Origin of the sequence: Streptosporangium sp. NPDC049248, from assembly GCF_040678965.1 — a bacterium.
GTDB lineage: Bacteria > Actinomycetota > Actinomycetes > Streptosporangiales > Streptosporangiaceae > Streptosporangium > Streptosporangium fukuiense.
On record NZ_JBFAQY010000028.1, the window covers coordinates 110,158 to 134,977 of the forward strand.

The window sequence follows — 24,820 nt, forward strand, 5'->3', positions numbered from 1 at the left end:
CCCGCTTAGGATCGGGCCATGGCCTTGACCGCGGACGACGTCGACCGGTTCGAGGCATCCAGGCCGCGCCTGGAGGCCATCGCCTACCGCCTCCTCGGCTCCGCCGGGGAGGCCGAGGACGCCGTGCAGGAGACGTTCCTGCGCTGGCAGGCCGCCGACGCCGACCGCATCGAGGTCCTTGAGGCCTGGCTGACGAAGGTTCTCACCAACCTGTGCCTCAACCAGCTAACCTCCGCGCGGGCGCGCCGCGAGACCTACGTGGGGCAATGGCTTCCCGAGCCGCTGCTCGCCGGGGATCCGATGCTCGGCCCGGCTGAGACCGCCGAGCAGCGCGAATCGGTCTCGTACGCGGTCCTCACCCTCATGGAGCGCCTCTACCCCAACGAGCGGGCGGTTTACGTACTGCGGGAGGCCTTCGGCCACTCGCACCGGGAGATCGCCGAGATCCTCGACATCACCGAGGCCGCCAGCCAGCAGATCTTCCACCGCGCCAAGAAGCACGTCGCGGAGGGCAAGGCCCGAACCGGGATCGACGAGGCCGCCGCCCGGCGGATCGCCGAGGAGTTCCTGGCGGCCGCCACCAGTGGCCAGACCGAGCCGCTCGTGCGCCTGCTCACCAAGGACGCCGTCGCGATCGGCGACGGCGGCGGGAAGGTCCCGGCCCGCGCCAAGGCGTTCGAGGGCGCCGTCGCGGTCGCGAAGTTCCTGTGGGGCCTGTTCAAACCCGGCAAGGCCAAGCGCGCCATGGTCGGCGGCACGGCCGAGGTCTACGCCTGGACCGCCAACGGCGACCCCGCCGTTGTGGCCGTCGTGGACGGCCGGATCATCGGCGTCATGTGCCTGGAGGTCACCGCCGAGGGCATCTCCGCGTTCCGCAACCAGGTCAACCCCGACAAGCTCGAACGCGCGACCGCGCACTGGGCGGCCGCCGACCACGGGGAACCCCTGTTCAACGCCTTCTGAGTGCGATGTGAGGTGCTTCACATCGCGTTCCTGTCAGGAAACGGCGGGCCGTCCGGTTCAAGGGGCAAAGCCTCGCAAGATGGGAGCAAGGGAATGCAGCACCGCATCATCGTCCTCGGAGCTGGATACGCCGGAGCCATCGCCGCCGGCCGCCTCGCCAGGCGGCTCCGCCGCGAGGAGGTCGTCATCACCCTCGTCAACGCCGAGCCGGACTTCGTCGAACGCGTCCGCATGCACCAACTGGCGGCCGGTCAGGACCTCAAGTCCCGGCCGTTCAGCGAGATGTTCGCGGGCACCGGTGTCGAACTGAGGCTCGCGGAGGTCACCGGCGTCGACGTCGACGGCAAGACCGTCGCCGTCGTCGACGCGAACGGCACCGAAGAACTCGCCTACGACACGCTCGTCTACGCCCTCGGCAGCGGCTGGAACGCCCAAGGAGTCCCCGGGAGTGCCGAGCACGCCTATCAGATCGCCGGCCGCCCCGGAGCACTCCGGCTGCGCGAGCGCCTGGCCCGCCTCGACGCCGGGCAGACCGTGCTCGTCGTCGGCGGCGGTCTCACCGGCCTGGAGGCCGCGACCGAGATCGCCGAGGCCCGCCCGGACCTCGACGTCGCCCTCGCCGCCCGCGGCGACCTCGGGGACCGGCTCTCGCCCAGGGGGCGTGAACACCTGCGGAAGGTCTTCGACAAGCTCGGGATCACCGTGCACGAGCACACCGCCGTCACCGGCGTGGAAGCCGAGCGTGTCACCACCGCCGACGGCAAGACCATTCCGGCCGCGGTCACCGTGTGGACCACCGGCTTCGCGGTCCACCCGATCGCGAAGGTGACCGCTCTGGAGGTCACCGGCAGCGGGCAGATCGTGGTCGACGAGACCATGCGCTCGGTCTCGCACCCGGATGTGTACGCCATCGGCGACGCGGCCATGGTGATGGGCCCCGGGAACAAGCCGCTACGGATGTCGTGCGCCTCGGGAGGTCCGACCGCCTGGCAGGCCGCCGGCGCGATCGCGGCGCGCCTGACCGGCGGGAGGCTCCCGAACGTGCCGATCCGCTATCTCAACCAGTGCATCTCACTGGGCCGCCAGGAGGGCTTGATCCAGTACGTCACCGCCGACGACCGCGCGGTGCGGGCGGTCCTGACCGGACGGCTCGCCGCCGTCTACAAGGAACTGGTCTGCAAGGGCGCCGCCTGGAGCGTCGCCAACCCGACGTTCGGGCTGCCGGCTCGGCGCCGCCGCGTCACGCGGGAGTGGGCCGCGGCGGGCTCGGCCGTCAAGACGCCGGCGTAGAGCACGAAGCGAAGAAGACGGCGAGCACTCCAACGACCTCGCCCCCGCACAACTCGGGGAAGCGATCTCCCTGATTCCCCCCGCACCCCAGGCCGGCCCTGCTCGTGAACACCTCACCAGGGATCGTTCTTGAGTTGGCTCAAGGATGGTTGACGAGATCCCGTCCGATCGCTTGATCAGGCGAGATCTCGTCTCCACTTGCCGTAAAGGAGTAGGTGTTCGTTCTCATGACCGCATCCGATCGCATGGCCGTTCCGACGTGCCCAGGGTTCACACCATCTGCGAGGATTTTCGTCGGCCGCCTGTTCTGATGTGCCTTCAGGAAGTCGGCGGACCGGCCGCCAGTCTCCGGACGGTCTCCATGTCGTCGAAGCGGATGGTCCGCTCGCCGATGATCTGGTACTTCTCCGCGCCCTTGCCTGCGATCAGCACGATGTCGCCGGGCTCGGCCACGGTCAGCGCCCACTCAATCGCCGCTCCGCGGTCGGTGATCCGCTCATACTGGGTGCCGGTCGCGGCGACCGCGGTGATGATCTGATCCATGATGGTCTCGGGATCCTCGCTACGAGGGTTGTCGTTGGTGACCACAACCACATCGGAGTGCTTTCCGGCGATCTTCCCCATGGGGGCGCGCTTGGTTCTGTCGCGATCTCCGCCGCAACCGAAGACCGTGATGACACGGCGGCCGGCGAATTCACGGATGGTCGCCAGCACCTTCTGCAGCGCGTCGGGGGAATGGGCGTAGTCCACGACCACGGACACGTTTTCAGAGGTTTGGAAGGTCTCGAATCGGCCAGGAATCGGCGGCAGCGACGCCAGAGCGTCGACGACGATGTCGTGGTCATGGCCCAGCAGGTGACAGACCGCTACCGTGGCGAGGGCGTTGGCCACCGCGAACCGGCCCGGGACGGGCATCTGCGCGTGCCTCTGGCGCTCGCCGTGGTGCAGCACGAACCGGGTACCGGTGGATTCCACGACCAGGTTGGTGGCCCGGAAGTCCGCTGTGGCGCTGTCGATGCCGAATGTCGTCACCGCCCCGGGCATCAACGCGGCGATGTCCGTGCTGACCGGGTCGTCGGCGTTCACCACCGCCCGGCGGCACATCGAAAACAGTCGCAGCTTGGCCGCCTTGTACTGCTCCATGCTGCCGTGGTCGTCCAGGTGATCAGGTGTCAGGTTGGTGAACACGCCCACATCGATGTCGGCATGGTCGACGCGATGCAGCATCAGCGCCATCGAGGACGCCTCCATGATCACCGTGTCCGCGCCCTGGTCTCGCATGCACCGCAGGACGCGGTGTAGATCCACCGACTCCGGAGTGGTGGGGGTCGTTCGCTCCATCCTGATCGGCTCATGGCCGACGCGATACCCATCGGTCCCGATGACCCCTGCCCGCGCTCTCAGCCCGGTGCGCAGCACCGCCTCCATCATGTAGGAGACCGACGTCTTGCCGTTGGTGCCGGTGACGGCCACGACGTCCATCTCGCGTGCGGGCTCCCCGAAGTATCTGGAGGCCACCACCGGGGCCGCCGTGCGAGTGTCCGCCACCTGCACTACACACACCTGTGGCGGCAGGCCATCGTCGATCGGGCGATCGATCAGCACCGCCGTGGCGCCGCGTTCGACGGCGTCGCGCACGAACCGGTGTCCGTCCGTACGGGCGCCTTGCAGAGCGATGTACATGGACCCCGGGGTCATCCGCCGCGAGTCATACGCGACACCGGTCTTGACGTCGGCCAGTTCCGGATCACCCTGCAGCACATGGTGGTCGTATCCGGCGAGAAGGTCACTCAGCTTCATCGCTGTCGCGCTCCTTTTCATGCCAGCCTGCAGGACACGAACGGCGGAGGTACGGGTAACACGCCGATGCCGGGTCGACGGCTTCAGCCGGTGAACTCTGGCGGAGTTGGTCGCTGAGGCCGCGATGACCCTCCGGGGGTTTTACGATCGCTCATCACCGGCCCGTTACAAAGAACCCGGTCCTTCAAGGCGCCGACGGGCAGGCCGAGTGGGGTAAACATGAATGTCATGCATGTGACAGCATGTAAAACATTCACTTGCTCAATGTTGGGTCAGCCACTTCACTGAGGGCATGACCACCCCGCCTACCTCCGACGTCGATCTCTTCGCCGACGAGGTCGTGCTCGACCCGTACCCCGTCTACGCCGAACTGCGGGAGCAGGGCCCTGTCGTCCACCTCCCGAAGAACGATGTCCACGCGCTGACGCGGTACGCCGTCATCCGTGACGCACTCCCGGACTGGGAGTCGTTCTCCTCGACCTCGATCGCGTTCAATCCGATGGCCAACGAGGCGCTCACCGGCACCTCGCTCGCGTCCGATCCGCCGGTGCACACCCAGCTGCGTGCCACGCTCACCGAGAACCTTTCACCGCGTGCGCTGCGCGGGCTCAAGGGCCGGATCGAGGCGAAGGCGGACGCACTCGTCGCCGAACTCGTCGAGAAGGGCTCCTTCGAGGCCATCGACTCCCTCGCTCGGGCCTTCCCGCTGGAGGTCGTCGCGGACCTGATCGGCTTCACGGGCCACGTGCGCGACAACATGCTGCGCTGGGGACAGGCCGCCATGCAGGTCATCGGTCCGATGAACCAGCGCACGGCCGAGAGCTTCCCGATCGCCGGCGAGCTCTACGCATGGTGCTCCCAGGTCAAAGCCTCCGACCTGGTCGAAGGGTCCGTGGGCCGCGGCATCTTCGACGCCGAGGCACGTGGCGCCGTTCCGCCGGACACGGCCGGCCACATCATCCACCAGTACCTCGGCGCCGGCGTCGACACCACCGTGGCGGCGATCGGCAACATCGTCGCCCTCTTCGCCGCGCACCCCGATCAGCTCGATCTGGTCCGCGAGAACCCGTCACTGGTACCGGGGGCGTTCAACGAGGTGCTGCGCTTCTGGCCTCCCGTCAACGTCTGGGGCCGGCGCGCCACCTCCGACGTCGACATCGACGGGACCGTCATCCCGGCCGGCGCGCAGGTCGCGGTCCTGCTCGGCGCCGGCAACCGCGACCCCCGGCACTACGAGAACCCGGACGTCTTCCTCGTCGAGCGCAATCCGGTCGACCATCTGTCGTTCGGCTACGGCCCGCACGGCTGCGCGGGCCAGGGACTCGCGCGCCTGGAGGCTCACGCTGTGATCGAAGCGCTCTCCCGGCGCGTCAAGCGCCTCGTCGTCGGGCCCGAGGTCCGTGTCCCCGGCAACATCACCCGGAGCATCGAGGAGCTTCCCGTCCTGGAGGTGATCCCCGCATGAGGATCGTTCTTGACCGCCCCCGCTGTGAGGGCCACGACCTGTGCGAGGAGGCCGCCCCGCGGCTCATGCACCTCGACGATGACGGCGAGCTCGTGCTGGACCGCGAGGAGGTCGGCGAAGCCGACGCCGGCCTGGCGAACGCCGCTGTCCGGGTGTGCCCGGTCGCGGCGCTGAGGATCGCGTGAGCGGGGGCACGATGGACCGCGTCGTCGTCGTCGGCAACGGGATCGCCGGGCTGACCGCGGCCGACGCGCTCCGCGAGGCGGGCTTCGACGGCGAGCTGACCATCGTCGGCGACGAGCCGCACCCGGCGTACAGCCGCCCGGCCCTGTCGAAGGCGCTGCTGCTCGACGGCGACGACATGTCGTCGCACGAGCTTCCGCCGACCGGCCACGCGGCGACCGAACTGCTGGGCGTACGCGCGACCGCGCTCGACCTCGACCGTCGGCTCGTCACCCTCGGCGACGGCACGGTTCTGCCGTACGACCGCGTCGTCCTGGCCACCGGCTCCCGGGCGCGGCGGTTGTCCGGCCTCTCCGAGGAACTCACCCTGCGCGGACTCGACGACGCGCTGTCCCTGCGCGGCCGGCTGGCGGCCAGGCCGTCGGTCGTCGTGGTGGGCGGAGGCCCGCTCGGAATGGAGATCGCCTCGGGGTGCCTGGCCGCCGGCTGCCAGGTCACCCTCGTCTCCCAGGGCGTGCCGCTGATCGTCCAGCTCGGTCCGTACCTCGCCGGCGTCTTCGTCAAGGCCGCGCTGGACCAGGGGCTCACCATCGTCGAGACCGGGTCGGCACGGCTCGAACGGGGTGCGGTGAGTGCTCGGGTCGTCCTTGCCGAGGGCGCGGCCCTCGAGGCAGAGATGATCATGACCGCCGTCGGCGACGTACCCAACACGGAATGGCTCGCGGACACGGGACTTGTGGCGAAGGGCGCCATCCCGGTCGACTCGCGCGGGCTGGTCCGGCCCGACGTCGCGGCCGTCGGTGACCTCGCGGCCTTCCCCACTCCGTACGGCCTGCGCCGCATCCCCCTGTGGAGCAGTGCGATCGAACAGGCGAAGGCCGCAGCCAGGGCACTCGTCCGCGGCGACGACGCGCCGCCGCTCCGGTTCCAGCCGTACTTCTGGACCGAGCAGTTCGGGCTGAGCCTCAAGGCGGTGGGCTATCTGCCGCTGGCGGGGGAACCGGCGTACGTCGACGGAGAGCCCGGTGGCGGGCCGGCGTTGATGCGCTGGTCACACGATGACGGGACCGGTGCGGCCGCGGCGCTCAACCACCGGGTCCCGATTCCCCGGCTGCGTCGTATGAGCCGGGCGGCCGCGTAAAGTTCCTCTCCATGGGACACGACGGAGAGGGCGTCACGGGTTCGGGGTTGGACCGGCTGACATCGGTCAACCTCAACCTGTTGGTGCCGCTCCTCGCGCTCCTGGAAGAGCGTTCGGTGACCAGGGCGGCGGAACGGGTCGGTCTGTCACAGCCGGCGATGAGCCACGCCCTCACGAGAATGCGGCGTCTGCTGGGTGACGAACTCGTCGTCCGGCAGGGGGCAGGCGTCACCCTGACCCCGCGGGCACAGGAGCTGATCGCGCCGCTGCGCAGTGCCCTGCAGCAGACGGCACGCATCGTGAACTTCCCCTGCTTCGACCCCGCCACGGATCAGCGCGTCATCACGGTCGCCATGACCAACAGCACGGCGTTCGTCGTCGGCCCTCGACTGGCGCGGCTCGTCGCCGAGCGCGCTCCTCGCGCCACGTTGCGCATACTTACGATCACGGTGCCGACCGAGGCCACTTTCACCGACAGGGGCGTCGACGTCGTGCTGCTCTCCGAGGGGCACTTCTCACCGTATCCGCGCGAGCGCCTCTACGACGACCGCTGTGTGGTGGTGGCCTCACCGGACACACCACCGGACGCGACCGCGCTCGACCTGCTGACCACACAGCCGCACATCGTCGTCGACACAGATCGGCGGGTCTTCCCCTATCCGGTGCTGGAGGAGCAGGGGATCCCCTACCGCGTCGGCCAGTTGGTCTCCGACTTTCTGCTGGTGCCTTTCCTGGTCGCGCGCGCGGGCGGCGTCGCTCTCTTTCGCCACCAGGTCGCCGCCACCATGCGTACGCTGGCCGACCTGCGGATCGAGGAGTTCCCGTTCCCGCTTCCCGGGCTCGGGATCGACATGGTCTGGAACCCCCGACTGGCTGATCAGTACTTCATCGAATGGCTTCGGACGCTACTGCTCGACGTCGCAACGGATCTCTGACGCATTACGGGCGACTGCGCGCGAGTCCAGGAGCCGGCGTGGACCGTCCACGTCGTACGCCGCCCCTCTTCCTCGTTGCACTGTGCAGGAAGGAGACGACGGTGGCTCGCGAAAGCTCCGCGCTCGCCATGGCTTGATCAACTTCCTGGTGACTCGCTAGGGTTGGGCGCTTCGACCGCTCCGCCCCCAAGAGATGGCCATGCGTCGCTACCGTTTCGGCAGGATCGCCGCCCTGATCGCGCTCGGCTACCTCGTCGTGGTCGCCGTACTGGGCGCCTTCGCGCTGACCACCGACCGGGGCGATGTCCTCTGGACGGTCGTCACCCGCGACTTCGGCATGAACTGGTTCCTCGGCCCCGTAGGAGAGGCGTTCACTGTCTCGCGGGGGCTGGCGCTCGTCCTGATCCTCATCGGGGCGCTCCAGGCGTGGGCCCTGTGGCAGGTGCTGCGCGGGCGCGCCCGCGGTGAGCTGACACACCGGGGCAGGAAGGTCGGCCTGCTGCGGCTCGCCCTGTACCTCGGTGTCGGCTACGGCCTGCTCATCATCGTCGGCGCCCCGCTGATCCTCGCATTGGAGATCTACTGGTTCTGGTCGGTGACGGGGATCGTCTCCGGTTTCGTGCAGCTGGCCATCGTCTGGTTGTTCTTCCTGGTGCTCCGTGACATCGTCTCCCGCAGGCTGCGGCTGTTCTCACTCGTTGTCGGGAGCATCGCCTACGTGAGCGGCATCGGCCAGGAGGTCGCGGCCGCCTTCGACCTGGGCGCCGTCGCGCAGATCCTCACCCTCGCCGAAGGGTACGGCTGGCCGGCGTGGTCCGTGTCGATCCTGATCGCCCAGGCCAGGGATCCCCGATGGAGCGCGGCGACCGTCCGGATAGGCGTCATCTCGCAGGTGATGTCCGTCCTCCAGCCCAGCGGGTTCGTCTCCTTCGGCGGCACCGGTTTCCCCGACATCATCACGGCTTATACGCTCCTCGGCGCCGCCAGCGTCCTCGGGCTGGTGTGGAGCGCCAGGACCGCCCACGAGCTGGCGAACCCCCTTCCGCGGCCGGCCCCAAGGCAGGCGTCGGCGCGGTCGGCGGCCAGGTGGTGGCCGCTGCCCGCCGTGGCGGTCGTGCTCCCGTTGATCCCCGCCGCCGTCAACCTCGCGTACGGCAGGTACCACTGGATCGGCCCCAGAGGCGCGATCGAGCGGTTCGTCCGAGTGGACGGCGGCAGCGAGCATGCTCTGACCTGGCTCGTCCTGGACGTCTTCGTCGGTGTCGGCGGCCCCGCGCTGCTGATCCTGGCCGCCGTCCTGCGCCGGACCCGCCACCTCGTGCGGTTCACGACGCCGGCGCTGGCCATCGCCGCGGCCGTGGGCTTCGTCAGCGCGGTCACGGCGACGCCGAGGTCGGAGGACTTCGGCGACTTCTTCTACGAAGGCACGCAGATCTACCCGGAGGGGCTGTTCACCCAGGGGAAGGACGGTGAGACCTTCTTCGGCATCTCACCGCTGTGGTACAGCGCGGCCTTGCTCGCCTCCGCCCTGCTCCTGCTGTTCCTGTACCCGGCCGCGCCCACCCGGCGCGTACGCCACCGCGTGCTGCCGGCCGGGCTCGCCACACTGGTCGCGCTCGGGTTCCTGCCCGTGGCGGACCAGGCCCGCAGCCCGGTCACCGCGGCCGAGGACTGCGCCCCACGCGAGGCGTGGAGGGGCGAGCCCGAGGAGCCCAGGCTCACCCGGGACCAGCGACTCGTGTGCTCCCTCCGGCAGGGAAACCTGATCAAGTTCGCCGTCACCACGCCCGACACCGTGATCCTCGCCCGTGCCCGATGGCTGTGCGGCATCTACACCCGTAACGATCCGCAGGAGGTCGCCCGCCTTCGGGCGACGGAGGGGCTGAAGCGCGATGACCTGACCTACCCGCTCGCGGAGATCTGCCCCAGCGCCGGCGCCGTGGTCAAGGCCGCGGCCGCCGAACGGGACCGGGAGATCCAGGAGTGGCAGGCCGACGCGCAGCGCATGTGCGACTCGAGCCCGCGCCACCGCCCGCTCATCGAACCGGCCAAGGCGATCCGCATGAAGGAACCCCAGTGGACGGACTACGGGGTCGTGGAGACGTACGAACCGACCGAGGACGGCGGGGACCCGTCCGAGGACGACCTGCTGGAGCAGGCTCAGGACGACGACCTGGTGGCCGCGCTTCCCGGCCACCTGATGATCCTGACGCACTCCGACTTCGACCTCTGCGTCACGCTGGAGACCTACACCCGCCGCCCGCCGGTGGAGACCGAGGGCTGGGACCACGTCGCCGAGGTCGGCTACGAGAGCCCCACCGGCGAGATCGTGCTGAGGGACGAGCTGAGCGGCACCGAATTTCCCGACCTGTCGCTCAACGGCCGTGCGGGGCACTACCGGATCCGGGTGCACTACGACTGGTTCAGGTGGAAGGGAGAGCAGGAGGGCGGCCAGCGTCTGTTGATCATGGCGTTCCCCGGGAAGGGGGACAAGCCGATCACGTACCGCAAGCCTTCCAGTCGGTGAGCACGCCTCAGGCGGGTCAGGACGACGGCGAACCCCGTGCCCGGCAGGTCGACGCCGGCCTGGCTCGGAGGCCGGGAGACGCGGGTCACACCCGTCCATGTCACAGGGGATCGGGCTACCCCGTCTCAGGGGGTGTAGCCGTCAACGACCACGGAGGAGCACAGCATGGACGCGCGACTCGACTACTTCGCCGACCCGACCGCCGGCAAGGTCCTCAAGCACTTCATGTCGGCGGGCAAGGCGCTCAAGGACTCGCCGCTGCCGGCCGCCACGCAGGAACTGGTGGCGCTTCGGGTAAGTCAGATCAACGGCTGCGCCGTCTGCGTCGACATGCACACCAAAGAGGCCGTCGCCGCCGGTGAGACCCCGGTGCGGCTGAACCTGGTAGCGGCGTGGCGGGAGGCCACCGTCTTCACCGAGGCCGAGCGCGCCGCGCTGCGGCTGGCGGAGGAGGGGACCCGGGTCGCGGACGCGGCCGGTGGGGTCGACGACGAGGTGTGGGCGTACGCCGCCGAGCACTATGACAAGGAGCAGCTCACCGCCCTGGTGATCCTGGTCTCCTTCATGAACACGGCGAACCGGCTGAACATCATCACCCGGCAGCCGGCCGGCGACCACGTGCCAGGGCAGTTTCACTGAACGGCATCGGCGACCGGCTCGGGGCCCGGCCACGGGCTCCGAGCCTTCCGGCTTCGGGGTGTCTCTCCGGCGTCCCGGACGATCATCGGAAGATGCCCGCACCGGCGGGTACGGCCGGGTGAGAGGTGCGGGGGAAGGGGGTCCGGCGTGAGCAAGGTCGAGGAGTTCGAGGAGCTGCGGCCGCTGCTGTTCTCGATCGCCTATCGGATTCTGGGCAGTGTGGGTGAGGCCGAGGACGCGGTGCAGGAGACATGGCTGCGCTATGACGGCTCGGCGACCCGGCCCACGTCGGCCAAGGCTCTTCTGTCGACCACGGTGACGCGGATCTCGATCGATGTGCTGCGTTCCGCGCGGGTGCGGCGGGAGGAGTACGTGGGCCCGTGGCTTCCCGAGCCGCTGCTCAGCGATCCGTATCAGGATCCGGCGCGGTCGGCGGAGCTGGCCGACTCGGTGTCGATGGCGGCGTTGCTGCTGCTGGAGCGGCTCAGCCCGCTGGAGCGGGCGGTGTTCGTGCTGCGGGAGGTGTTCGGCTTCGGGTTCGACGAGGTCGCCGCGGCGGTGGGGCGGTCGGAGGCGGCGTGCCGGCAGCTGCTGGTGCGGGCACGGCGGCATATGGAGGCCGGGCGGCCGCGCTTCGAAGCGGTCCGCGCAGAGCGGGAGGAACTGGCGTCGCGGTTCTTCGACGCCCTCCGTGAAGGTGACCTCGTCGGCCTGCGGGAACTGCTCGCCGCCGACGTGTCGGTGGTCGGCGACGGCGGCGGCAAGGCCCCGCAGCTGGCCAGGGCCGTCGTCGGCGCCGAGAACGTGGCCCGGCTGCTCGCCTCTCTCTTCCCCCGGTTGGCCCGGATCGACGTGACGTTCGAGCCGCACGAGGTCAACGGCCAGCCGGGTGCGATCTTCCGCGACCGGGACGGCAGGGTGCTCCACATCCTGGTGCTCGATGTGCTCGACGGGCAGGTCCAGACGATCCGTTCGGTGATCAACCCCGACAAGCTCGGGCACGTGGGCCCGGTGGCGGACGCCTGGGCGATCGACCGCGAAGTAAGGCAGGCACGCCGGCGCACGGAATGAGGGGCCACGGCGATGTGCTGCCGTGCCCGTGCCGTCAGCGGGACGGCTCCCAGCCCCTGCGAGGGGCGCGGGCGCCGGTCGGCTGCTCGTCACGGCTGCGGTAGACCACGTACGGCCGGGTCAGGTAGCCGACGGGCGCGGTGAGCATGTGCACCAGCCGGGTGAACGGCCAGACGGCGAACAGCAGCAGCGCGCTATCCAGCCCAGCCGGGCCGACCGCGACAGCAGGTGGGCGGTGGCCTTGCCGGTGAACGCGCCGCCGCCCGCCAGTGGCGAGGCCACCACGTCGGCGCTGTAGGTGTCGTAGCGCCACTGGTCGGTGTGCAGGTACCAGTAGGCGGTGCCGATCATCTTCCAGCACGTAGGTGGTCTGCAGGTACACCGAGAACGCCATATACCCGCCGAAGGCCACCGTGTACAGGATGCACGCCTGCCAGGTGATCGGCAGTTTCGCGGTGGCGGCCAGGCGCGCGGCGAGCGGCTGGGTGGGGACCGTGCGGCCCGGCGCGTCGCGCAGCGTGAACCACGCCACGACGGTGTAGACGGCCAGGCCTGCGGCGGTGAGCAGGAACGGGGTGGCCGCGCCGTCGGCCTTGACCAGCTTGACCGTGGTCAAGGCACTGATCGCGGTGCCGCCCATGCCCGCGCCGAAGACGCCGATGGCCAGGCCGCGCCGCTCGGGGTCGCCGGGTACGGGGGGCGTGCGAACCCGACGGCGTGCGGCGGACGGTACGGCCTCGGTCTCGGCTTCGCTGAGCTGGGCGATCACAGTGATCCCCAAGAGTTTCACAAGTGGCCTCTGTGATCTTAAGCGAGCACATTCCAATCGGGGAAAGGGCTCCTCCGAGATGACCGACTTCGACATGACCGCTCACCGGCTCGACGACGGCTAGCCCGCCGCCGTCACCGGTGGCATGGCCCCGAACGTCGACCGGCTCGACTGCGACCGACGCGACGCCGTCGTCTTGTCCCTGCCGTAGTCAGACGGTATCCGCGGGGCACCTGCGCGGGCGTTCCCCTTTCACCGGCTGTCGTCGATCCGCTCCTCCCGTTGACACGGCGGGACGGACGCCGAGCGGCTTCCGCACTCCTGTGGCGGCGTCTCACATCTCCGGCGAAGGCACCACATGTGGCCGTACTCCAGGTGTGCCCCCCTGAACGACGTCCCACGGCGAGCATGCGACGCGTCTCGGATTCATACGTCTGCTTACCCTGCGGAAGGACCATCTCCTGTGCGCGCCGACGAGACGGCACACGATCCAACGAGCAGTTCCGATGAGCCGATCGCGATCGTCGGAGTGTCCTGCCGACTCCCCCAGGCGCCGAATCCGGAGGCGTTCTGGCGGTTGCTCCGGGACGGTGTGGACGCACTGACACCCGTGCCCGAGGGCAGGTGGGACATCGAGCCGGGAGACGACACCCCTCCGGATCACGCGGGTGTCCGGCGCGGAGGATTCCTCGACGGGGTCGCCGAGTTCGACGCGGGCTTTTTCGGGATCTCACCCCGCGAGGCCGTCGCCATGGATCCCCAGCAGCGGTTGATGCTGGAGCTGGCGTGGGAGGCGCTCGAAGACGGGGGCATCCTCCCCGCGTCCCTGGCCGGTAGCCGGACGGCGGTCTTCGTCGGGGCGACAGGGGATGAGTACGCCCGGCTGCTGGATCGGCGGGGAACCGCCGCCATCTCTCAGCACACCCTGACGGGGCTGAACCGGGGCCTCATCGCCAACCGCGTGTCGTACGCCCTGGGGGTGCGGGGTCCCAGCATGACGGTGGACGCCGCGCAGGCTTCGTCCCTGGTCGCCGTCCATCTGGCGGTCGAGAGCCTGCGGAGCGGGGAGTCGGCTCTCGCGCTGGTGGGCGGGGTGAACCTCGGCATCCTGCCGGAGGGGACCCTGGCCGCGGCAAGGTTCGGCGGCCTGTCCGCGGACGGCCGTTGTTTCACCTTCGACGCCCGCGCCAACGGGTTCGTACGCGGCGAGGGCGGGGTCGTCGTCGTGCTCAAGCCACTGGCCCGCGCGTTGGCGGACGAGGACCGGGTCTACTGCGTGATCCGGGGCAGCGCGGTGAACAACGACGGTGCCACCGGCGGGCTGACCGTGCCCGACGCCGACGCCCAGGCGGACGTGGTGCGGCGCGCGTGCGCGCGGGCCGGTGTCTCACCCGTACAGGTGCAGTACGTGGAGTTGCACGGCACCGGGACCAGGCGTGGCGATCCGATCGAGGCCGCCGCCCTCGGTTCGGCGGTAGGCGCCTTGCACCCGGCGGACAGCCCGCTCGTCGTCGGGTCCGTCAAGACGAATGTCGGTCATCTGGAGGCGGCCGCCGGAATCGTGGGCCTGCTCAAAGTCGCGCTGAGCATCGAGGCGCGGACGTTGCCGGCGAGTTTGAACTTCACATCGCCTTCTCCGGCCATCCCGCTCGACGAACTGAACCTGCGCGTGCGGACGGCTTCGGGTCCCTGGCCTCATCCGGATCGGCCCCTGATCGCCGGCGTCAGCTCGTTCGGGATGGGGGGCAGCAACGCGCATGTGATCGTGGAGGAGGCGCCGCCGGCCGACGAGCCCTCGTCGGCCGGCCTCATGGCGGACCCCGGCGGCCCGGAGGTGGTGCCCTGGGTGGTCTCGGGCCGCTCGGAGGCGGCGTTGGCCGCGCAGGCCGCCCGGCTGGTGGAGCGCGTCGAGGCCGATCCCGGGCTGCGTCCGGTGGATTTGGGCTACAGCCTCGCGACCACGCGCACCGCCTTCGAGCATCGGGCGGTGGTGCTGGGGAGCGAGCGCGGCGACCTTCTCCGGGGCCTGACCGCGCTGGCCGGGGACACCGCGACGCCCAACCTGGTGCGGGGCACGCCCGTGCCCGGCAGGACCGTGTTCGTCTTCCCCGGCCAGGGGTCCCAGTGGGCCGGCATGGCCGTCGAACTCTCCGAAGCCTCCGCCGTGTTCGCCGGGGCGCTCGACGAGTGCGCCGAGGCACTGGCTCCGCATGTTCGCTGGAACCTCGGCGAGGCGCTCCGTGATCCCGCCGCTCTCCGGTCCGTCGAGGTCGTGCAGCCCGCCCTGTTCGCGGTGATGGTCTCCCTCGCCCGGCACTGGGAGGCGCACGGGGTGCGCCCCGAGGCCGTGGTCGGGCATTCCCAGGGGGAGATCGCCGCGGCCTGCGTCGCCGGTGCGGTGAGCCTGGCGGACGCCGCCCGGATCGTGGCCCTGCGCAGCCGGGCACTCACCCGCCTCGCCGGTACGGGCGGGATGGCCTTCCTGGGGCTCCCCGCCGACGAGGTCCGCGGTGAGTTGGCCGGTCGGCGCGGGCGTCTGGCCGTCGCCGCCGTCAACGGCCCCGCCGCGACCGTCGTGTCCGGAGACGCCGACGCCGTCGCCGGGATAGTGGCGGACCTGCAGGCCAGGGGAGTCCACGCGCGGGTCATCGCGGTCGACTACGCCTCCCACTGCGCACATGTGGAGGTGCTACGGGAGCCGATCCTCGACGGGCTCGGTTCCATCAAGCCGTCTTCCGGCCGGGTCCCTTTCCATTCGACCGTCACCGGCGAGGTCATGGATACCGCCGGGCTCGACGCCGGCTACTGGTATCGGAACCTTCGCCGGCCGGTCGACTTCGAACGCGCGGTCCGCGGTCTGCTGGCCGCGGGATACCACCGCTTCATCGAGATCAGCCCGCACCCCGTACTGACCACCGCGATCATGGACACGGCCGCCGGCGCGGATTCCCCTGTCGCCGTCATCGACTCGCTGCGTCGCGACGACGGCGGCTCCGCCCGCTTCCGGACCTCACTCGCCCACGCTCACGTCAGCGGCGCACCGGTCGACTGGACCACTACACTCACCGCCGGTCGGCGGGTCCACCTGCCGACCTATGCCTTCCAGCGTCGGTCGTACTGGCCCGGCGAGGCGGCGCGGCCCGCCCGCGCCGTGGCCGCGGAGAACGGGGCCGGCGAGTCCCGGCCGGTCGATCGGACGCCGGGCGTTCCCAGGACGGAGACCTCGTCGCTCTCCGGCAGGCTGACCGCGGCGAACGCGGAGGAGCGGCCGCGGGTCCTGCTGGACTTCGTGCGGGCACACGCCGCGGCGGTCATGGGCCATGCCGGTCCGGACGCCGTCGAGCCCGGGCGGATGTTCAAGGACCTGGGGTTCGACTCGCTCATGGCGGTCGAACTCGGCAACAGGCTGACCGACGCGGCCGGGCTGCGCCGCGATGCCACGCTCGTCTACGCCCACCCCACCCCCGAAGCGCTCGCCCGCCACCTCGGTGAGGCGGTGTGGGGCGACGACCGCACGGGAGCGGCGCGCGAGGAGGACGCGGAGGTCAGAGCCGGCGAACCGATCGCGATCATCGGAATGGCCTGCCGTTATCCGGGCGGTGTCGGTTCACCGGAGGACCTGTGGCGGCTGATGGCGGACGAGGTCGACGCGACGGGGCCGTTCCCGACCGACCGAGGATGGGACCTGAGCCGGCTGTACGACCCGCGGCCGGGAGTGCCGGGCCGTACCTATGTCCGGCGAGGCGGTTTCCTCGACGCCGCCGCCTTCGATGCCGACTTCTTCGGGATCGGCCCCCGCGAGGCCGCCGCGATGGATCCCCAGCAGCGGCTGCTGCTGGAGGTCGCCTGGGAGGCGTTCGAACGGCCCGGCATCGATCCGGCCACGCTGCGCGGCGCACCCGTCGGGGTGTTCGTCGGCGCCGGAGCCCAGGAGTACGGCCCGCGCCTGTACGAACCGGCGGACGGCCACAACGGCTACCTGTTGACCGGGAACTCGCCCAGCGTCGCGTCCGGGCGGATCGCGCACACGTTCGCCTTCGAAGGCCCCAGCATCACGGTCGACACGGCCTGCTCCTCCTCCCTGGTCGCCATGCACCTCGCCGCCCAGGCCCTGCGTCAGGGCGAATGCTCGATGGCACTGGCCGGTGGTGCCGCCGTCCTGTCCAGCCCCGGGCTGTTCGTCGAGTTCAGCATGCAGCGGGGGCTTTCCCACGACGGCCGGTGCAAGCCCTTCGCCGCGGCGGCCGACGGCACCGCCTGGGGGGAGGGCGCCGCTCTCGTGCTCATGGAGCGCCTGTCCGATGCCCGGCGTCTGGGTCACCGGGTGCTCGCGGTGATCCGGGGGTCGGCGGTGAACCAGGACGGCGCGAGCAACGGCCTGACCGCGCCGAACGGGCTGTCACAGCAGCGTGTGATCAGGCAGGCGCTGACGGCCGCCGGGCTCGGCGAAGGCGACGTGGACGCGGTGGAGGCCCACGGCACCGGTACCACCGTGGGCGACCCGATCGAGGCCCAGGCCATCATCGCCACCTATGGCCGGAACCGGCCGGTCGATCGGCCGCTGTGGCTGGGGTCGATGAAGTCCAACATCGGCCACACCCAGGCCGCGGCCGGGGTCGGCGGTGTGATCAAGATGGTCATGGCGATGGAGCGTCGCATCCTGCCCAAGACCCTGAACGTCGACGAGCCCAGCCCGCACGTCGACTGGGCGGGCGGGGCGGTGTCGCTGCTCACCGAACCGCGGCCGTGGCTCCCGTACGGGCGGCCGCGGCGGGCGGCGGTGTCGTCCTTCGGGATCAGCGGCACGAACGCGCACCTCATCCTGGAGGAGCCGCCGTCGGTCGCCGAACCCACGGCGGCCGACTCCACGGACGCGGGCACGGTGGAGCGTCGTGCGCTGCCCTGGCTCCTGTCGGGAAGGTCCGAGGGGGCGCTGCGTGCGCAGGCCGCTCGACTGGCGGAGTTCGTCCGGGCCGATCCGGAACCGCGGCCGGTCGACGTGGCCTACAGCCTGGCCGGCACCCGCGCCGTGTTCGAGCATCGCGCGGCGGTGACGGGAGGCGAACACGCGGACTTCCTCTCCGGCCTGACCGCGCTGGCCGAGGGAGTCGCGGCCCCCAACGTCTCCCGGGGTGTGCCCGCCCGCGGCAGGACCGTGTTCGTCTTTCCCGGGCAGGGCTCTCAGTGGGCGGGCATGGCCGTCGAGCTGGCCGAACACTCACCGGTCTTCGCCGAGGCGCTCGCCGAGTGCGCGGACGCCCTGGCTCCGCACGTTCCGTGGGACCTGCACGAGGTGCTCCGCGATGCCGGCGCTCTGGCCCGGGTGGACGTCGTGCAGCCCGCTCTGTTCGCCGTCATGGTGTCCTTGGCCAGGAACTGGGAGGCCCATGGCGTTCGCCCGGACGCGGTCGTCGGCCACTCCCAGGGGGAGATCGCCGCGGCGTGTGTCGCGGGAGCCCTGTCCCTGGCGGACGCCGCGCGTGTCGTCGCGCTGCGCAGCCGGGCCCTGACCGCGCTCGCCGGTACCGGCGGCATGGCGTTCCTGGGCGTGCCGGCCGATCGTGTCCGCGAGGAACTGGCCGGTCGGCGAGGACGTCTGTCAGTGGCCGCGGTCAACGGCCCGGCCGCCACCGTGGTGGCGGGGGATCCGGACGCGGTCGAGGAGATCATGGCCGTCTACCGGGCCAGGGGGGCGCAGGCCCGGAGGGTCGCGGTGGACTACGCCTCGCACTGCCCGCACGTGGAGGCTCTTCGTGAGCCGATCCTCGAAGCGCTCGCCGCGACAGCGCCACGGGCGGGACGGATCCCGTTCTACTCCACCGTCACAGGCGAGGCGCTGGACACCGCGGGACTGGACGCGGGCTACTGGTACCGCAACCTACGCCATGGTGTGGAGTTCGAGCGTACGATCCGCACCCTGATCCAGGATGGACACGACCGTTTCGTCGAGGTCGGCCCGCATCCGGTGCTGACCGGTGCGATCGAGGACACCGCGGCCGACGCGGGAGCCACCGTCGCGGTCATCGAGTCGCTACGCCGCCAGGAGGGCGGGCCGGAGCGGTTCAGCGCCTCGCTCGCCGACGCCTGGGTCAGTGGCGCGCCGGTCGACCGGATACCGGTCCTCGGAGCCGGACACCGTCGTGATCTGCCGACGTACGCGTTCCAGCGCCGGTCCTACTGGCTGCCCCCCGCCCTCGGGGCGGGCGACGTGACGCGGGCGGGAGTGGACGCGGCGGACCATCCGTTGCTGGGCGCGGCGGTGGAGATGGCCGACGGCACCGGTGTCGTCTTCACCGGTTCGTTGTCGCGAAGCGCGCATCCGTGGCTGGCCGATCACGCGGTGCTGGGCCGGGTGCTGCTGCCGGGTGCCGCGTTCGCGGAACTGGCGCTGCACGCGGCGGACCGTCTGGACTGCGGGGGGATCGAGGAGCTGACACTGGAGGCGCCGCTGGCGGTGCCGGATGAGGGCGGGCAGGTGTCCGTCCAACTCCTCATCGCCGGACCCGGCGATGAGGGGCGGCGCTCGTTCACGATCCATTCCCGCCGGGGCGGGGCCTCGGCGGACGGGGACCGGTGGACGCGGAACGCCTCCGGAGTGCTGGCACCCCTGATCGCCGGAGAGGGGGAGCACCTGGCGGTGTGGCCGCCCGCGGGTGCGACGGCGATGGCGCTCGACGGAGCGTACGAGCGGCTGGCCGAGCGGGGATACGGGTACGGGCCGGCTTTTCAGGGGGTGCACGCGGTCTGGCGGCGGGGCGAGGAGACCTTCGCCGAGGTGCGGCTGCCCGAGCCGGTGGCCGACGACGGTTACGGAATTCACCCGGCGCTGCTGGACGCGGCCCTGCAGACGATCCTGGTGGCCGACGCGGGTGCCGACGCCGTACGACTGCCGTTCTCCTGGAGCGGGGTGCGCCTGTTCGCCACCGGGGCGCGGACGTTGCGCGTCCGGGTGTCCCCTACGTCCGCCGATGCCGTCGGCCTGGTCTGCGCCGACCCCGGTGGGGCGCCGGTCGCGCTGGTGGAGGAGCTCACGCTCCGGCCCGTGCGCGCGGAGCAGCTGGACCTTCTCGACCGTCCCGTTGCCGGTGAGTGGCATGAGGGGACGCACCTGCTCGACTGGACGCCGGTCGACGCGGTCGAGACGCCGCTGAACACCACCTCGACCTGGGTGGTACGGCTCGGCGCCGACGGGCAGGACCGCCCGGGGACGGAGCCGCTCGCCGGCCTTCCGCCCGGTCGACGGTTCGCCGGTCTGGATCAGCTGCGCGCGTGGCTCGACGACCACCCGGTTCCCGCCGGACCTGGCGTGGTGGTCGCCGTGGTGGACGCGGGCAAGGACTGGGAGAGCGCCACCGCGGCCGCCGGCCGTGTCGAAAACGTGCTGAGCCTGGTGCGGGGCTGGCTCGCCGACGAGCGGTTCGACGGGTCGCGGCTGGTGGTCGTGACACGCGGTGCGGTCGCGGCGCTTGACGGCGAGAGTGTCGGCGACGTGCCGGCCGCGGTGTGGGGGCTGGTCCGTACCGCGCAGACCGAGAACCCGCAGCGGCTGGCGCTGATCGACGTGGACGGGCGTCAGGCGTCGGACGCCGCGCTGGCGGGTGCGATCGGGACCGCGTCGACGGGAGGCGAGTCCCAGCTCGCGGTTCGTGAGGGGCGGCTGCTGGCGGCACGGGTGGTCCCGTATCCGGCGCGGAGGGGTGCGCTGGTGCCGCCGGGGCGGAGCGGCTGGCGGCTGGAGGTGACCGAGCAGGGCGGACTGGACGCCCTGGCGTTGGTCGACTGCCCGGAGTCGGTCGGTGGGCTGGAGCCCGGGCAGGTCCGTGTCGCGCTGCGGGCGGCCGGGCTGAACTTCCGGGACGTGCTCATCGCGCTGGACATGCTGGCCGACCGCAGGGTGCTCCGGGAGGGGGCCGGAGTCGTTGTCGAGGTCGGCGCGGAGGTCACCGGAGTGCGTCCGGGCGACCGGGTGATGGGGTTGTTCCCGAACGGCGCCGGGCCGTTGACGGTGACGGATCGGCGCCTGGTCGCCCGGATACCGGGAGACTGGTCGTTCGCGCGGGCGGCCGGGGTGCCGGTGGTGTTCCTGACCGCGTTCCACGGGCTTGTGGACCTGGCCGGACTGAAACCGGGGGAATCGCTCCTGGTTCACGCGGGAGCCGGCGGTGTGGGCATGGCGGCGATTCAGCTGGCCCGGCATCTGGGTGCGGAGGTCTACGCGACCGCGAGCGACGGCAAGCGGGACGTCCTGCGCGGCCTCGGGGTGGACGACGGGCGGATCGCCTCCACCCGGGACCTGGCCTTCGCCCGGCGTTTCCTGCGAGCCACCGGGGGGCGCGGTGTGGATGTGGTACTGAACTCACTGGCGCGGGAGTTCGTCGACGCCTCCCTCGACCTACTGCCCCGCGGGGGCAGTTTCATCGAGATGGGCAAGACCGACCTACGCGACCCCGATGAGATCGCCAAGGCCCATCCCGGCGTCGTCTACCAGGCGTTCGACCTGTTGCGACTGGAACCCGATCATGTTCAGCGGATGCTCGTGGAACTGGTCGGGCTGTTCGAGCGGGGAGTGCTCCAGCCGTTGCCGGTGACCTGCTGGGACATCCGGCAGGCTCCGCGGGCCTTCCGGTTCATGAGCCAGGCCCGTCATGTCGGGAAGATCGTGCTCACCGTGCCCGCGCCGTTCGACCCGGAGGGCACGGTTCTGATCACCGGTGGAACCGGGACGCTGGGCTCGTTCGTGGCCCGGCACCTCGTCCGCCGACACGGCGCCCGCAGGCTCCTGCTGACCAGCCGGCGCGGACCGGATGCCGAAGGGGCCTCGGAACTGGCGGCGGAACTCGGCGCACTCGGCGCGCGGGTGGAGATCGTCGCATGCGACATCGGCGACCGCGACGCCCTGGCCGGCCTGCTCGCCGGACGCGAACTGACCATGGTGGTCCACGCCGCGGGCGTGTTGCGCGACGGCGTCATCGGCTCCCTGACCTCGGAGCGGTTTCAGGAGGTGTGGCGCCCGAAGGCGCAGGCGGCCTGGACCCTGCACGAGCTCACCCGCGATCAGGACCTGACCGCGTTCGTCATGTTCTCCTCGGCCCTCGGTACGCTGGGCGGTCCCGGGCAGGCCAACTACGCCGCCGCCAACGCCTACCTCGACGCCCTGGCCCGGCACCGCCACACCCGTGGCCTGCCCGGCCTCTCCCTCGCCTGGGGACTGTGGGAACAGAGCAGCGGCATGACAGGGGGCCTCACCGCCACCGACCTGCGGCGGATGACCCGCTCGGGCCTCAAACCCCTCACCGCCGAGTCCGGGCTCGCCCTGTTCGACAGGGCGTTGTCGACCGGAGATCCGTTCCTGCTGCTCACGGAGTTCGACGGGGCGGCGCTGGTCGCCGCGGCCCGTGAGGGGACCGTGCCGCCGCTGCTGCGGGGGCTGGTCCGCACACCGGCCAGGCGCACCGCCGGTGCCGCCGCTCCGTCAGGCACCGTCTCGCTCGCCGAACAGCTCGCCGGGCTGACCGAGGTCGCCCAGCGCGGCCTGTTGCTCGACATGGTCCGCGGTCACGTGGCCGCCACCCTCGGGCACGCCGACTCCGCCGGCGTCGACGTCCGCCGCGCGTTCAAGGAGGTCGGCTTCGACTCCCTGTCCGCGGTCGAACTTCGCAACCGCCTCAACACCGCCACCGGCCTGCGCCTCCCTTCCAGCCTCATCTTCGACCACCCGACTCCGGAGGCGGTCGCGCTCCACCTGCACGCCACGGTCGCCGGGCCCACCGCCGAGGCCGACCCGGAGGAGAGCGCCGTACGCGCCGCGCTCGCCGCCATTCCGCTGTGGAAGCTACGTGAAACCGGACTGATGGAGCAGTTGCTGGCCCTCGCCAACGGTTCACCGGCACACGACACCGTGCGAATTCCGAGCACCGACGACATCGACACCATGGACCCCCGCGACCTTCTAGAACTGGCCCACGACTATTCCTCGTGGCCGGGTGGATCGGAGAGTTGAGATGAAGGCATCCGGCGAAGAACTCGTCGAGGCGCTGCGCCGCTCTCTGAAAGAGATCCAGCGGCTGAAGCAGGCCGGTCAGCGTTCGGCCGACCGGGCACGCGAACCGATCGCCATCGTGGGCATCGGTTGCCGTTACCCGGGCGGGGTGCGCTCGGCGCGGGATCTGGGGCGGTTGGTCGCGGACGGGGTGGACGCGCTCGGGGCGTTTCCCGTCAACCGGGAGTGGGACCTCGACGCCCTGTTCCATCCGGATCCTGATCACGCCGGAACCACGTACGTGCGAGAGGGAGGGTTCCTGCACGACGCGGACGGATTCGACGCGGAGTTCTTCGGCATCTCGCCCCGTGAGGCACTGGGGATGGATCCGCAGCAGCGGCTGCTGCTGGAGGTCGCCTGGGAGACGCTCGAACACGCGGGCATCGACCCGGCCGGCCTGCGCGGCACCGCGACGGGGGTGTTCGTCGGAGCCCTGACCTCCGAGTACGGCCCCCGCCTGCACGAGCCGACCGCAGGCCACGACGGCTACCTGCTGACCGGGAGCACCCTCAGTGTGGCGTCCGGCCGCATCGCGTACACGCTGGGCTTGGAGGGGCCGGCGATCACGGTGGACACCGCGTGTTCCTCCTCGCTGGTGGCGATCCATCTGGCCGTTCAGGCGTTGCGCCGGGATGAGTGCGAGCTGGCGCTGGCCGGCGGCGTCACGGTCATGGCGACCCCGGGGATGTACGTGGAGTTCGCGCGACAGCGGGGGCTGGCACCCGATGGGCGGTGTAAGTCGTTCGCCGCGGCGGCCGATGGGACCGGCTGGGGCGAGGGCGCCGGGATGCTGCTGCTGGAGAGGTTGTCCGACGCCCGTCGTCTGGGTCACCCGGTGCTGGCGGTGATCCGGGGGACGGCGGTGAACCAGGACGGGGCTTCCAACGGCCTGACTGCTCCCAACGGTCCTTCGCAGCAGCGTGTCATTCGTGCCGCTCTGGCGGAGGCGGGGCTGGCCGCCGCGGAGGTGGACGCGGTGGAGGCGCACGGGACCGGGACCAGGTTGGGTGATCCGATCGAGGCGCAGGCGATCCTCGCCACCTATGGGCAGGACCGGCCGGCTGATCGGCCGTTGTGGCTGGGGTCGCTGAAGTCCAACATCGGTCACACCATGGCCGCCGCCGGCGTGGGCGGTGTGATCAAGATGGTGATGGCGATGGAGCGGGGGGTGTTGCCGAGGACGTTGCATGTGGATGAGCCGAGTCCGCATGTGGACTGGTCCGAGGGGGCGGTGTCGCTGCTGGCCGAGGCGCGGGTGTGGCCGGGGGGTGGGCGGCCCAGGCGTGCGGGGGTGTCGTCGTTCGGTATCAGTGGGACGAACGCTCATCTCATCTTGGAGGAGCCGCCGGTCGTCTCGGAGGGGTCGCCGGTCGTCGATGGTCTTGGTTCCGGTGGTGCCGGTGGGGTTTCCGCTGGGTCGTCGTTGGTGGTGTGGCCGCTTTCGGGGCGCAGTGAGGAGGTGTTGCGGGAGCAGGCGCGGCGGTTGGGCGGGTATCTGGCCGATCGTCCGGATGTGGATGTGGATGTGGTGGCCGTGGCGCATGGGCTGGCGGTCGGGCGGACGCATTTCGCGCACCGGGCGGTGATCGTGGACCCGGCGGGCTCGGTGACGGGTTCGGTGGCCGGTGGTGTGGTGTCGGGTGGGGCGCTGGAGGCTGTTGCCGAGGGGGGTGCTCATCCGGGTGTGGTGTATGGGCGGGTGAGTGCGCAGGGGCCGGGCAGGACGGTGTTCGTCTTTCCCGGTCAGGGTTCGCAGCAGGCCGGTATGGGTTTGCAGTTGTATGACGCCTTCGAGGTGTTCCGCGACGCGCTGGATGAGTGTGACCGGGCGCTGAGTGCGCATACCGGTTGGTCGGTGGTGCAGGTGTTGCGGGGTGGTGTGGGGGCGCCGGCGTTGGCGGGTGCTGAGGTGGTGCAGCCGGTGTTGTTCGCGGTGATGGTGTCTTTGGCGCGGTTGTGGCGGTCGTGGGGGATTGTTCCGGATGCGGTGGTCGGGCA

General features: G+C 70.9%; 13 protein-coding genes. 11 read left to right on the forward strand and 2 right to left on the reverse strand.

The window, feature by feature from the left end; translation table 11 throughout:
• The first annotated feature begins 18 nt into the window (after window positions 1-18).
• Both sigJ and AB0K21_RS35715 read left to right on the forward strand, forming a co-directional pair.
• The gene (gene sigJ, locus AB0K21_RS35710) at window positions 19-963 is read left to right on the forward strand and encodes an RNA polymerase sigma factor SigJ (protein WP_343976703.1); all 945 of its coding nucleotides are present in this window, start codon (window positions 19-21) and stop codon (window positions 961-963) included.
• Between the two features lie 93 nt (window positions 964-1,056).
• Window positions 1,057-2,253 carry an FAD-dependent oxidoreductase gene (locus tag AB0K21_RS35715; RefSeq protein WP_343976700.1) on the forward strand — a complete coding sequence of 399 codons (1,197 nt, stop codon included), beginning with the start codon at window positions 1,057-1,059 and terminating at the stop codon, window positions 2,251-2,253.
• Window positions 2,254-2,571: 318 nt separating this feature from the next.
• Here the strand turns inward: AB0K21_RS35715 and AB0K21_RS35720 are convergent, their stop codons facing one another.
• A complete protein-coding gene (locus AB0K21_RS35720) occupies window positions 2,572-4,053 on the reverse strand; it encodes a UDP-N-acetylmuramoyl-L-alanyl-D-glutamate--2,6-diaminopimelate ligase (RefSeq protein WP_343976697.1) in 1,482 nt (493 codons plus the stop codon).
• A gap of 292 nt (window positions 4,054-4,345) precedes the next feature.
• On the opposite strand from AB0K21_RS35720, the gene AB0K21_RS35725 reads away from it, so the two are divergent.
• The 7 genes from AB0K21_RS35725 to AB0K21_RS35755 all read left to right on the forward strand — a co-directional run bounded on the left by AB0K21_RS35725 (window position 4,346) and on the right by AB0K21_RS35755 (window position 12,014).
• Window positions 4,346-5,518 (forward strand): cytochrome P450, encoded by a 1,173-nt coding sequence (locus AB0K21_RS35725; protein WP_343976694.1) that lies wholly within the window; start codon window positions 4,346-4,348, stop codon window positions 5,516-5,518.
• Window positions 5,515-5,703 carry a ferredoxin gene (locus AB0K21_RS35730; RefSeq protein WP_343976690.1) on the forward strand — a complete coding sequence of 63 codons (189 nt, stop codon included), beginning with the start codon at window positions 5,515-5,517 and terminating at the stop codon, window positions 5,701-5,703. Before AB0K21_RS35725 ends, AB0K21_RS35730 begins: the two co-directional genes overlap by 4 nt.
• Window positions 5,700-6,842, forward strand: a complete 1,143-nt coding sequence (locus AB0K21_RS35735) for an FAD-dependent oxidoreductase (RefSeq protein ID WP_343976687.1) — start codon at window positions 5,700-5,702, stop codon at window positions 6,840-6,842. The genes AB0K21_RS35730 and AB0K21_RS35735 overlap by 4 nt, the downstream gene beginning before the upstream one ends.
• A gap of 11 nt (window positions 6,843-6,853) precedes the next feature.
• Entirely contained in the window at window positions 6,854-7,777 is a 924-nt protein-coding gene (locus AB0K21_RS35740) for a LysR family transcriptional regulator (protein ID WP_343976684.1), read from the forward strand.
• 199 nt (window positions 7,778-7,976) lie between these two features.
• The gene (locus AB0K21_RS35745) at window positions 7,977-10,304 is read left to right on the forward strand and encodes a hypothetical protein (protein ID WP_343976681.1); all 2,328 of its coding nucleotides are present in this window, start codon (window positions 7,977-7,979) and stop codon (window positions 10,302-10,304) included.
• Window positions 10,305-10,469: 165 nt separating this feature from the next.
• Window positions 10,470-10,943 (forward strand): carboxymuconolactone decarboxylase family protein, encoded by a 474-nt coding sequence (locus AB0K21_RS35750; protein WP_343976678.1) that lies wholly within the window; start codon window positions 10,470-10,472, stop codon window positions 10,941-10,943.
• A gap of 147 nt (window positions 10,944-11,090) precedes the next feature.
• Complete coding sequence (locus AB0K21_RS35755) at window positions 11,091-12,014, forward strand: RNA polymerase sigma-70 factor (protein ID WP_343976675.1); 924 nt, start codon at window positions 11,091-11,093, stop codon at window positions 12,012-12,014.
• A gap of 34 nt (window positions 12,015-12,048) precedes the next feature.
• Here AB0K21_RS35755 and AB0K21_RS35760 read toward each other — a convergent pair whose 3' ends face one another.
• A complete protein-coding gene (locus AB0K21_RS35760; RefSeq protein ID WP_343976672.1) occupies window positions 12,049-12,795 on the reverse strand; it encodes a respiratory nitrate reductase subunit gamma in 747 nt (248 codons plus the stop codon).
• A gap of 451 nt (window positions 12,796-13,246) precedes the next feature.
• Here AB0K21_RS35760 and AB0K21_RS35765 point away from each other — a divergent pair, with 451 nt between their 5' ends.
• Together AB0K21_RS35765 and AB0K21_RS35770 are read left to right on the forward strand one after the other, a co-directional pair.
• On the forward strand, window positions 13,247-22,783 hold the full coding sequence (locus AB0K21_RS35765; protein WP_343976669.1) for a type I polyketide synthase: 9,537 nt from the start codon (window positions 13,247-13,249) through the stop codon (window positions 22,781-22,783).
• 1 nt (window position 22,784) lies between these two features.
• The coding region (locus tag AB0K21_RS35770) for a type I polyketide synthase (protein ID WP_364156196.1) at window positions 22,785-24,820 on the forward strand (2,036 nt) is incomplete at its 3' end.

Excerpts from the sequence above, each read along its gene's own strand:
- sigJ (WP_343976703.1), top strand. The coding sequence starts at position 19 with ATGGCCTTGACCGCGGACGACGTCGACCGGTTCGAGGCATCCAGGCCG.
- AB0K21_RS35715 (WP_343976700.1), top strand. The coding sequence starts at position 1,057 with ATGCAGCACCGCATCATCGTCCTCGGAGCTGGATACGCCGGAGCCATC.
- AB0K21_RS35720 (WP_343976697.1), bottom strand. The coding sequence starts at position 4,053 with ATGAAGCTGAGTGACCTTCTCGCCGGATACGACCACCATGTGCTGCAG.
- AB0K21_RS35725 (WP_343976694.1), top strand. The coding sequence starts at position 4,346 with ATGACCACCCCGCCTACCTCCGACGTCGATCTCTTCGCCGACGAGGTC.
- AB0K21_RS35730 (WP_343976690.1), top strand. The coding sequence starts at position 5,515 with ATGAGGATCGTTCTTGACCGCCCCCGCTGTGAGGGCCACGACCTGTGC.
- AB0K21_RS35740 (WP_343976684.1), top strand. The coding sequence starts at position 6,854 with ATGGGACACGACGGAGAGGGCGTCACGGGTTCGGGGTTGGACCGGCTG.
- AB0K21_RS35745 (WP_343976681.1), top strand. The coding sequence starts at position 7,977 with ATGCGTCGCTACCGTTTCGGCAGGATCGCCGCCCTGATCGCGCTCGGC.
- AB0K21_RS35750 (WP_343976678.1), top strand. The coding sequence starts at position 10,470 with ATGGACGCGCGACTCGACTACTTCGCCGACCCGACCGCCGGCAAGGTC.